The 11,441-nt window shown below is 68.8% G+C and carries 10 protein-coding genes; all 10 read left to right on the top strand.

The features are described 5' to 3' along the window. Window positions 1-104 precede the first annotated feature (104 nt). Window positions 105-2,813: a helix-turn-helix transcriptional regulator gene (locus tag ABEA93_RS26225; protein WP_345678239.1), complete on the top strand. Its 2,709-nt coding sequence runs from the start codon at window positions 105-107 to the stop codon at window positions 2,811-2,813. A gap of 158 nt (window positions 2,814-2,971) precedes the next feature. Continuing rightward, complete coding sequence (locus tag ABEA93_RS26220) at window positions 2,972-3,844, top strand: SDR family oxidoreductase (RefSeq protein WP_345678238.1); 873 nt, start codon at window positions 2,972-2,974, stop codon at window positions 3,842-3,844. 11 nt (window positions 3,845-3,855) lie between these two features. Continuing rightward, window positions 3,856-4,656 carry an enoyl-CoA hydratase/isomerase family protein gene (locus ABEA93_RS26215; protein ID WP_345678237.1) on the top strand — a complete coding sequence of 267 codons (801 nt, stop codon included), beginning with the start codon at window positions 3,856-3,858 and terminating at the stop codon, window positions 4,654-4,656. After that, a complete protein-coding gene (locus ABEA93_RS26210) occupies window positions 4,637-5,791 on the top strand; it encodes an acyl-CoA dehydrogenase family protein (RefSeq protein WP_345678236.1) in 1,155 nt (384 codons plus the stop codon). The genes ABEA93_RS26215 and ABEA93_RS26210 overlap by 20 nt, the downstream gene beginning before the upstream one ends. Continuing rightward, complete coding sequence (locus ABEA93_RS26205; RefSeq protein WP_345678235.1) at window positions 5,748-6,542, top strand: enoyl-CoA hydratase/isomerase family protein; 795 nt, start codon at window positions 5,748-5,750, stop codon at window positions 6,540-6,542. Before ABEA93_RS26210 ends, ABEA93_RS26205 begins: the two co-directional genes overlap by 44 nt. Next, on the top strand, window positions 6,535-7,542 hold the full coding sequence (locus ABEA93_RS26200; protein WP_345678234.1) for an acyl-CoA dehydrogenase family protein: 1,008 nt from the start codon (window positions 6,535-6,537) through the stop codon (window positions 7,540-7,542). Before ABEA93_RS26205 ends, ABEA93_RS26200 begins: the two co-directional genes overlap by 8 nt. Further along, window positions 7,539-8,753 carry a CaiB/BaiF CoA transferase family protein gene (locus ABEA93_RS26195; RefSeq protein WP_345678233.1) on the top strand — a complete coding sequence of 405 codons (1,215 nt, stop codon included), beginning with the start codon at window positions 7,539-7,541 and terminating at the stop codon, window positions 8,751-8,753. The genes ABEA93_RS26200 and ABEA93_RS26195 overlap by 4 nt, the downstream gene beginning before the upstream one ends. Window positions 8,754-8,757: 4 nt before the next feature. Further along, window positions 8,758-9,153 (top strand): nuclear transport factor 2 family protein, encoded by a 396-nt coding sequence (locus ABEA93_RS26190; protein WP_345678232.1) that lies wholly within the window; start codon window positions 8,758-8,760, stop codon window positions 9,151-9,153. Further along, on the top strand, window positions 9,140-10,522 hold the full coding sequence (locus ABEA93_RS26185) for an amidase (protein WP_345678231.1): 1,383 nt from the start codon (window positions 9,140-9,142) through the stop codon (window positions 10,520-10,522). Before ABEA93_RS26190 ends, ABEA93_RS26185 begins: the two co-directional genes overlap by 14 nt. A gap of 105 nt (window positions 10,523-10,627) precedes the next feature. Next, window positions 10,628-11,440, top strand: a complete 813-nt coding sequence (locus ABEA93_RS26180) for an alpha/beta fold hydrolase (protein WP_345678230.1) — start codon at window positions 10,628-10,630, stop codon at window positions 11,438-11,440. Window position 11,441 lies beyond the last annotated feature (1 nt).

Here is an 11,441-nt window from a genome sequence, read left to right as displayed (position 1 = left end):
CGCCCGGGCCACGACGGCACTGCCCGACAGGGCACTGCGGTATCGGCTCAATGCGCAGGCGACGGCGGTCCTGCGGCTTCCGATCTGAAGAGGGGCACCGCGCCATGACCGTTCTTCCCCGGGCCGAGGACGTGTTCGTCGGCCGAGCCGACGAACTTTCCCTGCTGACCGAACTTATGGATTCCGGCGCGTTCGACCACGGTGCGCTGGTCATTCTCGGCGAGGCGGGCATCGGCAAATCCGCGATGCTGCGCCGGTTCTGCGATGCGGCGGCAGAGACCGGTCGCCGGACGCTGAGGATCCATTGCGACGCCTTGCTCACCGAGGAACCGCTGGGGGCCCTCGTCGACGCGCTGCGGAACCACGGCGTGAGCATCGACGAGACCGGGGGTCGGGCTCAGGCCGCTGTCGTCAACGCCCTCACGGGACTCGTCGAGGACGGACCGCTCATCCTCGGGATCGACAACCTTCACCACCTCGACGACGCAAGTTGCGCGGCCTTGGCTGCCGCGCTGCGCAATCGGGCCAAGCATCCCTTCTCCCTGGCCGCGGCCACACGCGGACGTCCGCAGAGCGCAGGGGGGGTTGGGGCGCTGCTCGACATGCTGGACGAGACGGACAGGCTCACCACGCACGTCGTCGAAGGGTTGCCCGAGGACGCGGTGGCGCAATTTCTGGGTTCAGCCGTGGTCGAGCCGCTTCCGTGGGAGGCCGCGGAAGTCGCGGCTCGGACAGCCGGCAACCCGGCACTGATCCGCCTCTTGATCGAGGACGCAGCCCACCATGGATCCACCGGCGGCTCCGCGACCGTCGTCCGCGCCGACCGGCGGAAGCGTCTGCTCGGCAGGTTCTTCACACCGAAGTCCGCGTTGTTGCGCTTCGCCCAGGCCTTCAGTGTGCTGGAACCGACGTCCGCAGCCACAGCGCGATCGACCGCATGGTTGGCCGGACTCGGCGCCGACGAGGCAGAGCACCTCTTCGACCGCCTGGTCAGCGAAGGCATCCTCGAAGGCACGCAGAGCCGGTGCTTCCGCTTCCGGCACGCGGTGCTGCGCCAGGCACTCCGCGACGACATCGGGCCCGCCACCTGGGAACGCTGGCACCGCGATGTGATCGCGTTGTTGAAGAGCAACCCCGAGCACCCGGCTCTCCAGCACGATCTCGCGAACCTGATACGCGAAATCGCGCGGCCCGGTGACCGTGAAGCGGCCACGGCTCTCGTCGCCGAGGCCGAGCGGCTGTGCAAGGAAGACCCGGCTCGCTCCGTGCCGTGGTTCCGCGAAGCGCTGGCGCTGATCCCACCCGACGACAACGCGCATGCCCACGTCGCAGTCCGGACCGCACGTGCCCTGATGCTCGCCGGCGAACCGCGGATGGCGACCCTGACCGGGCTCCACGCGCTGGACGACCTGCCGCCGGGGGCCGAACGCACCAAACTCGCGGCCCTGTTCGTCAGTGCTCTCATGAAGCAGGGCGCGCTTCCGGAGGCCAAGCGGCTGGTGCAGCGCGAGCGTAGAGCGGCAAGCCGTCCCAGTCTGCGGCTCGCCTCGCAAGCCGCTTATGTGTATGCGGCCACCGGCGAAACCGCACGTGCGGACGCAATCGTCGAGAAGGCGATGGCGTACTTTCGCCGTCAACCACACGAGCCCGACCGCAGTTCGGTCGATGAGCGGATCCACGCGTTGGCCGATCTCATCCACCTCCGCTGCCTGTCCCCACGTGGCGACGACATCCTCCGGCTGATGGCCGAACTCGAAGCAGTCGCCGAGGACGGCGGGCCCATAGCCCGCGCCGGCGCCTACGCAACCCTGGCGTTCGGCTATTCGACACTCGGCGATACCGGGCGCTGTGCGGCGGCACTCGACCGGGCACTGCCTTTGCTGCCGGCCGGCACGGTCCGGCCGGACATTCTGGTGGCGCAGGCCCGCAACGCCGTGCACCTCGGCGACTGGGACCGTGCGATCACGATGATCGAGTCCGCGACCGCCGTCCTGCGATCGGCGGGCATGATGGCCTACTTCGAGTTGCTCAGATTCAGCCAGGTGGGTCTTCTGGTCAGTCGAGGTTCCTGGGCACCTGCCCGCGAGCTGCTCAGAACGGCCCAGACCGACGGCGCCCCGGAGGGACTCGTCGATGCGGAGCTGGCGCACATCGACATGCTGAGCGGCGACACCGACGCGGCCCGCGACCGCCTCCTTCGCCGGCTCACGACCCCTGACCTGCGCGGCACCGTGCGGCTCCGGGTCCTGAGCCGACTCGCCGAAGTCGAGGCACAGCGTGGTTCGTCCCCGGGTGTCCTCGCCGCGCTCGACAAGATCGAAGGGCTCGGGCTGTCCGCGCTGGACAATCACACCCGGGTCATCATGCTCCTCGAACGCGGACACGCCACCGGCGATCCGGAACTCGTCCGCGCGGGGTGCGCTCTCGCGGACACGCACCACCTCACCTTGTTGCAGGCCCGGGGCCGTCTCTACCTGGGGTTGGCGGGCATGAACGCCGACGAAAACCTCCGAGAGGCCGCGACGATGTTCCATCTCCTCGACGCGCTGCCATGGCGACGGCGTACCGCCGACGAGTTGCGCCGACGGGGCCTTCAAGTCCCGCGCCCGCGCAAGAAGGCGGGCGGCCTCACCCCGACGGAGCGCCAGCTCATCCAATTGGTCGGGCTCGGCAAGAGCAATCGTCAGATCGCCACAGCCATGGCCCTGAGCGTCAAAACTGTCGAGGCGTACCTCACCCGTCTCTACCAGAAAACCGACTGCACGAGCCGAGTCGAGCTTGCCCGGGTACTGGACAGCGGATCTGCCGCCTGAAGCACAGGCGGCTCCGCGCGCGCACGGTCTGCTCGGATCTCGATAGGGCCTTCCCCACTGTCCGCGCCTGCGCGTCGGCGCGCATCCTCGATCGAAGCCGGGTGGCGTGGCGCCGGACCACCCCCGGGTGAACTCCGAGCAGTGGGGACGGGCTGATCGTGGGAAGTCTTGATGGTCGGGTCGCCGTGGTCACCGGCGGCGGCAGAGGCATCGGCCGCGCACACGCGTTGCTCCTGGCACGTGAAGGCGCCAAGGTCGTGGTGAACGACGTCGGAGCCGCAGACGACGGCAGCGGGGCGGACAAGCGACCTGCCGAACTGGTCGTCGAGGAGATCGAGGCGGCGGGCGGCCACGCGGTCGCGGATCACAGTGACGTCGCCGACTGGTCGGCCGCGGGAGCGCTGGTCCAAGCAGCAGTCGATGCCTTCGGCGGGCTGGACATCGTCGTCAACAACGCGGGGGTGCTGCGTGACGGATTCATCGCCGGCATCAGCGAAGCCGATTGGGACACGGTGCTGTCGATCAATCTGAAGGGACATGCGGCGGTACTCCATCACGCCGCAAGCCACTGGCGCGCCCGGCACAAAGCGGGGGACACCGTGCAGGCATCTGTCATCAACACGGCGTCGTCGTCCGGCACGACGAAAGTGCTGCCCGGCCAGATGAACTACGCCGCCGCCAAGGCGGGGGTCGTCGCACTCACCCTCGTCGCCGCGGAAGAGCTGGCGCGCTACGGAGTGCGCGTGAACGCCATCGCACCCGCGGCACGAACCCGCCTCACCCTGGCGACGCCCGGAATCCGCGACACCGTGGCCGCCCCGCCCGACGGTTCCTTCGACGCCTACGCCCCCGAGCACATCGCGCCGCTCGTCGCCTATCTCGCCGGACCCGCATGCTCGCTCACCGGCAGGGTGTTCGCGGTTCGGGGAGGTCTGATCGCGCCCCTGACCGGATGGACGCCCGCGCTCACCATCCAGTCCGACGAACCGTGGAGCCTCGATTCGCTTCACGGCCTGCTCGCCGACTGCTGACCGGAGACACGATGCGAGCTTCCAACAACGAGAACGACCTCCGGTTCACCGTGGACGGGCACATCGCGACGCTGTGCCTCAACCGCCCCGAGCGAAGAAACGCCTTCACACTCGACATGCTCGCGCCCTGGGTCGGGCACCTGCACCGTGCCGAGGCCGACCCGGATATCCGGGTGGTGGTGCTGACAGGTGCGGGCGACTCGTTCTGCTCCGGCGTCGACCTGGACGTTTACACGCCCGGGAGCAGCGGCGACCCGTGGGGCGACAAACGCACGTTGACCACCGTGCACCAGGTCGCTTTCGCCATGGAAGCCATGACGAAACCGGTCATTGCCGCGATCCGCGGCCCCGCCTACGGAGCCGGCATGGACATGGCATTGATGTGCGACTTGCGCATCGCCGCGGAGTCCGCCCGGTTTTGCCAGGCGTACATCAACGTCGGTGCGGTCCCCGGTGACGGCGGCTGCTGGTACTTGCCCCGCCTCGTCGGCATGCAGCACGCGCTGCGCCTGATGTGGACCGGCGAGGTACTGGACGCCGACGCCGCCCTCGGGATCGGGCTTGTGAGCGAGGTATGCCCCGACGACGACCTGCTGGACACCGCCTACCGGCTCGCACGGCGCATAGCCGAGCGGCCGCCTGTCGCGGTGCAGCTGATCAAGCGGGCGGCGTACGAGGGAGCGCGCCACGATCTGCGGACGGCTCTCGACCTGATCTCGTCGCATCTGGCCGTGGTCGCGGCGACCCGCGATTCCGCAGAGGCGAGGGCGGCGCTGAGGGAGAGGAGGACCGGTGTCTACGAAGGCCGCTGACGACACGGGCTACCGCAGGAGGGTCCGCGACCTGTGCACAAGCTGGCAGGCGGCCGACCGCTACCTGCCGCGAAGCGACGCGTGGCTGAGGTCGTTCGACCCCGATTTCAGCAAAGCCCTTGGTGCCGAGGGCCTGATCGGCGTCAGCTGGCCCACGAGGTACGGCGGCGCAGGGGCCACCAACCGCGATCGCCTCGCAGTCACCGAAGAGTTGCTTCGCGCCGCCGCACCTGTCGCCGCCCATTGGACGGCGGACCGGCAGGTGGGCCCGGCCATCCTGCGCCATGGGAGCGATCGCCTGCGGCACGAACTGCTGCCGCGGATCTGCTCCGGCGACATCGTGTGCGCCATCGGCATGAGCGAGGCGGAAGCGGGGTCCGACCTCGCCTCGGTGTGCACCACCGCACGCGCAGTCCCGGGCGGGTGGTTGGTGAACGGCCGCAAGCTCTGGACCAGCCACGCGCACCGCGCGACCCACATCTATGTGCTGGCCCGCACGGCCCGTATGCCGCGCAGGCAGGACGGGCTCAGCGAATTCGTGGTCGACATGGCCACACCCGGAATCACGGTCTCGCCGATCGCCGACATGACCGGCGAGCACCATTTCAACGAAGTGGCCTTCGTCGACGTCTTCGTGCCGCAGTATCGGCTTCTCGGCAATCAGGACGACGGCTGGCGCCAGGTCACCGAGCAACTCTCGTTCGAACGCGGCGGGCCGGAAAGGGTTTTGTCCACCTACCCGCTGGTGGTGGAGATTCTGAAGCGTGCCGCCGCCCGTCCCGCGGACACGGCGACCGCCGCACACGTCGGCGATCTCACTGCCCGACTGGCCGCGCTACGCCGGCTGTGCTGGGACGTCGCCGGGGCCGTGGACCGCGGTGAGGTACCTGTCATGGAAGCCGCGACTCTGAAGGTCCTGGGCACGCGGTTCGAACAGCATTCGGTCGAACTCGCCCGAAAACTCGGCCTCTTCGGCGAAGAGCCGGTCGATTCTCTGTTCTGGCAAACGCTACTCGCGTCCCCCGCGTTCAGTCTGCGCGGCGGCGCGGCGGAAGTACTGCTCGATCTCGTGTCCAGGCAGGAGGGCGGCCGTGGAAGAGACACCTTCGTTCACCACGCTACTGCTGGCGGTTGACGGCACGGTCGCGACGGTGACGCTGAATCGTCCCGACGTCGGAAACACCATGAACCTCGCGATGCGGGCCGAACTCGTCTCGTGCTTCGAGTGGATTCGGCAGAACCGGACGCTGAAGGTCGTCGTCGTCGCCGGTGCGGGCGAACACTTCTGCATGGGCGCCGACGCCCGGGATTTCATCGGCGCCGACCACGAGGCATTGCACGACCTTATGCGCCACACGAGCCAACGCTGGTTCGCCGGCTTGTGGCAGCTCCCCCAGATCACGATTGCCGCGGTCAACGGCGTCGCTGCGGGCGGCGGCGCCAACATGGTGCTCGCGTGCGATTTCGCGGTCGCCTCGGAGCACGCCCGGTTCGGCGAGACGTTCGTCCGGTTGGGTCTGATACCCGATCTGGGCGGACTGTTCCTTCTGCCGCGCATCGTCGGTTTTCAACGAGCGCGTCGCATGTGCCTCACCGGTGAGGTGCTCGGGGCCGAGGAGGCCGCCGCGCTCGGGCTGTTCGGCAGGGTCGTCCGACACGATGATCTGGCCGACACCGTAACCGCGTTGGCAGCCGATCTGGCAACGCGGCCGGCCACGACCGTCGCCGTCATGAAGGCGATCCTGGCCAGGTCGTTCGAGAGCTCGATGGAGAGCACAATGCTCTTCGAGTTGCTCGGCCAATCGTTCATGTTCTCCACACAGGAGCACCGCGCCGCGTTGAGCGCGTTCTTCGACCGCCACGAAAGCGCGGCTTCGCATGAGTGAACTCGCCCAGGAACTGTTCGCGCTGGTGGACGAGCTGAACCGCCGATTTCCGAGTCCGCGCGGCCGTGGACACGCGGAGGAAGTGCCGTTCTCGCTGTGGTCCACCCTGATGGAACTCGGACTGCCGCGTATCGGCATCCCCGAGCACCACGGCGGCGTCGGGGGTGAATTGGACGACCTGGCCGTGGTCGTCCAGGCGCTGGCCACCTACGGGCACGGCACCCCGCTCGTGGAGGCGTCCACCGCGGCGTGGGCCGCGCAGGGAGTCGCGGCGGTGCCTGCCACCGGCCTGGGCGTCGTCGCGGTTCCGCATATGCAGGCCGGGTTGCCGACGAGACGGTTCCAGGCGCGTTGGGGGCGTCTCGCACATTGGGCGATCGTCGTGCATGCCGACGCGCCGCCACAGCTGATCACCTTCGACGGTGCCGACGTCGTCGAGGAAGCGGATGTCGCCGGCGAACCAGTCGACACCATCGAGGTTCAGTCGGCCGTGGTCGTCGACGCGGGCGAACTGCCGTCGCAGTCGGCATTGCGCGCGCGTATGGGCATCCTGCGGACCAGCGCACTGCTCGGCACCGCGTACGGCGTCTACGACCTCACTCGCGAACATGTGCTTCAGCGGCGCCAGTTCGACCGCCCGCTGGCCGAGATCCCGGCCGTGCGCCATGCACTCGCCGAGATGCGCACAGGGCTGGTCCAGACACAGGCCGCACACGAGCGCGCCCTGGATGCGTGGCGCGGCGGAACTCCGGAACAGGCCTTGGTTCCCGTCGCCGCGGCACGCATCATCGCCGCCCAAACCGCTTCCGCGTGTGCCCAGGTCGCCCATCAGTTGCACGGCGCCATGGGCGTCACGAACGAGTACGCGCTGCACCGCTTCACCCGGCGGCTTTGGGCTTGGCGCGACGCAGACACGACAGAACGCCAGTGGGCCGAAGAGCTGGGCGCGCGCGTCCTGTCGGCGTCGGAGCACGAATTCTGGGAGGTGTTGACCTCATGAACGCGGAAACCGCCTTCGACCGGCCGAACCGTCCGGGGCCGCTGCGAGGCTTGCGCGTCCTGGAAATCGCATCCATCGGTCCTGGTCCTTTCTGCGGCATGCTCCTGGCCGATCTGGGTGCGGACGTCATCCGGATCGACCGTCCGGGCATCGACCCGGGCCGACCGAGCCCCGAACAGGACACGGTCAACCGCGGCAGACGTTCCATCGTCGTCGACCTCAAGCAAAGAGACGGCATCGCGTTGGCGCTTCGGATGGTCGGGCATGCCGAAGCCCTGATCGAGGGGTTCCGCCCCGGCGTCCTGGAGCGGCTGGGGTTGGGACCGGACGAGTGTTTCGCGGTGAATCCCGCCCTGGTGTTCGGGCGCGTGACGGGCTGGGGGCAGTCGGGGCCGCTCGCCCACTCCGCCGGGCATGACATCGACTACATCGCCGTCACCGGCGCGCTGCATGCCATGGGCTCGGACTCGGAGGCTCCGCCGCCGCCGTTGAATCTCGTCGGTGACAACGCGGGCGGCGGCATGCTCCTCGCGCTGGGCGTGCTGGCAGCCGTCATGCAGTCCCGCACCACCGGACGGGGCCAGGTGGTCGACGCCGCCATCGTCGACGGCGCGTCGCTGCTGATGACGCTCTTCTACGGCCGTCTCGCCTCCGGATGGTGGCAGGACACCCGCGGCGCGAATTTGATCGACGGAGCCGCGCCTTACTACGGCACCTACCCGTGCGCCGACGGCCGGTTCCTGGCCGTCGGCGCCATCGAGCCGAAGTTCCGCCGCGAACTGCTGGACAAGCTCGGTTTCTCCCTCGGCGACCCGATCCACGGCGACCTGGACGACCCGGCACATTGGCGGCGCGCACGCGCGGGCATCGCGGACGTCATAGCGACCAAGTCACGTGCGGAATGGGTGCGGCTGCTGGACGGGGACGCGTGCGCCGCGCCGGTGCTCTCCCTCGCCGAGGCGCCGCACCATCCGCACTTGCTCGCCCGCAGCACGTTCCTCGACCTCGACGGCAACCTCACCCCGGCCCCGGCCCCGCGGTTCTCGGCGGATCCGGCCGGTCCCCCCGCACCCGCACCCGTGCCGGGGGCGGACTCCGTCGCGATCTTGACCGCAATGGGGCTGGGGCGACCCGCGGTCGAGAGCCTCCTCGGCGCGGGCACGGTGCACACCCCCGAACGACGGTTTGTATCCGACACAACTGTGGAGTGACCCCATGACCGACGCTTTCACCATCCGGCGGCACGAAGATTCCCGCTACCAGGCCATGATCGACGCGGACATCGACACCTTGGACCGGCTGCTCGATCCGCACCTCGTATACACGCATTCGAGCGGGATCGTCGATACCAAGACGTCCTACCTCGAGGGCGTGCGGGTCGGGACGTTCGACTACCGGGAGATCCAGCGCAGCGAAGAGACGATCCTCGTCCGCGAAGACCACGCACTCGTGTCCAACCGATGCCGCATGGACATCTACGTCGACGGCGTCCGCAAGGCACTCGACAACCGTGTGCTCGCGGTCTGGGCAAAGGACGGTGGCGGTACCTGGCAGTTCGTGGCCCTGCATTCGACCCCAGTGGCGCAGGAGGACGTCGGTGCTCACCCCTGACCCTCTCGCCGTCGGCGGATTGCCCCGGTTCGCGGAGCGGTTCCGTGCCGGGGAGACGACGTCGGAGGCCGCGACTCGGGCCTACCTCGAACGCATCCGGGCACTCGACGGCCGACTCGGCTCCTATCAGTACGTAGCATCCGATCAGGCACTCGCGGCGGCGCGGGAGATCGACGCGTTGTTCGCTGCCGGAACGTACCTCGGCCCGCTGATGGGCGTTCCGGTATCGGTGAAGGATCTGTTCGTCGTCGACGGCATGCCGACGACCGCCGGGTCCCTGGTCGACGTCACCGATCTGGTTTCGATCGAAGGCTCGTTCGTGCGGCGGTTGCGCGAGGCGGGCTGTGTCCTCCTCGGGAAAACGAAGACCGTCGAGTTCGGGCTCGGGATCACCGGGCTCTCCGAGCCGCACGGCACCCCTCGCAATCCCTGGGACGAACGGACGCCCCGCCTCCCCGGGGGCTCCAGTTCGGGTGCGGGCGTCGCGGTCGCGGCCGGCCTGTGTGCCTTCGCGGTGGGTGCCGACACCGGCGGCTCGGTGCGCGTCCCCGCCGCACTGTGCGGCGTCTTCGGGCTGAAGACGAGCTTCGGTGTCTGGCCGGGGGACGGCGTCTTCCCGCTGGCGCCGCACCTGGATTCCGTGGGGTTGCTGACGGCATCCGCCGAGGATGCGGCGCTGGTCTTCGCGCACCTCACGGCAGGACGGGAAATCGCCCCGGCCCTCCTGAGCGGGCTCCGCCTCGGCGTTCTGGACGGCTACTTCCGGACCGGCCTTGACGACGACGTGCGGCGCGTGCTCGACGCGGCGGTGGAGGCGCTGGCCGGTGCCGGAGCGTCGGTGGAGACGGTCGAACTGCCCGAAGCCCCGGAACGGGAAGCGTATTTCCCCGTCGTACTACCCGCCTGTCTGGTCGGTTCGCTGGGACCGCGACGGGTCCTACGCGATCACCGGCTCATGGATCCGGTGGTGGCCGCTCGGACGCTCGACGGTCTCGACGTCCGGCCGGAGCAGACACGCGCCTTGGAAGCCCGGCGCCGTGCGGCGATGCGGTCCGCGGCGGCCGGCTTCGCAGGGTGGGACGGCTGGCTGAGCGCTACCACCACAACCACCGCGCCCGCTGTCATGGATGCCGCCGATCCGGGTCACGGGCTGTCGCTGGCAATGACGATGACGCGGAACACGCAGCCGGTGAATTACCTCGGGCTGTGCGCGGTCAGCGTCCCGCTGCCGCGGGAACGGGCGGCCCTGCCCCTCGGCATGCAGCTCATCGGCCCGGGCGGGTCCGATGCTCGCCTCCTCTCCGTCGCACTCGCTGTCGAAGGGGTGTTGGGGAGGGCGCCGAAGCCGGACCTCCACGGGTTCACGTGAGGACACCTGTCCAGGGCCGATTCGCCGCCGTGGACACGTTTCCTTCATCTCGCACACCGTGACTGCCCCTCGGCTGTCACGACCTCAGGAAAGGCTGTCAAAGCGATGACCACGATCACCCTCAATGGGAACGCGATCAGCTATCGGGACGAGGGGACCGGACCTGCGGTCCTCCTCCTTCCGGGCTGGAACGAGGACCACCGGATGTTCAAGCACCTCGCCCCCGCCCTCGCTCGCAACTACCGTGTGCTGTCTCTCAATTGGCGCGGCCACGGGGACGACCGCACCCACCTCGGCGACTTCGGCATCGATGACATGGCCGACGACATCGTCGCATTCGTGGATGCCCTGGACATCGAGCAGCTCTCGACCGTGTCCTGCTCGCACGGCGGATGGGCCAACCTGGAGGCCTGTCAGCGGCTGGGTGCAAGCCGGGTGTCCAATGTGGCCCTGGTGAGCTGGCGGCTCACCGACCCGGGGCAGGTACTTCTCGACTGGTGCGACCAATGGCAGCAGTCGGATGCCTGGGAGGCCGGCCGTTCCGCGTTCTTCGCCTATTCGCTCGGCGACAGCGGCAACTCCGACGTGGCCGAACACGTCGGGAACGAGATGACGTCCTATGGCCGGGAGTACTGGAACCGCACCGGACGGGAGATCAGCACGTCGTACCGCAAATGGCCGACGGTCATGGACAGGCTCGCCGCACTCGACGAGCCGCGCCGTGTCGCGCACATCTACACGCTTCCCCACGACCCCGAATACGTGCGTGCCAACCTCCGGTTCGCCGATGGGAACAGTTGGTTCACCCCGTACCGCCTGCCCGGCGAGACCCATTTCCCGGTTCTGGAGTCTCCTTCGGCCGTCGCCCGGATCATCCACGAGTTCCTGGCCGGCATCGATCTGTCCGGCGCCCGGTAGC

This window comes from Yinghuangia aomiensis (genome assembly GCF_039542225.1).
GTDB lineage: Bacteria > Actinomycetota > Actinomycetes > Streptomycetales > Streptomycetaceae > Yinghuangia > Yinghuangia aomiensis.
This window is presented reverse-complemented; position numbering and strand designations above follow the sequence as displayed.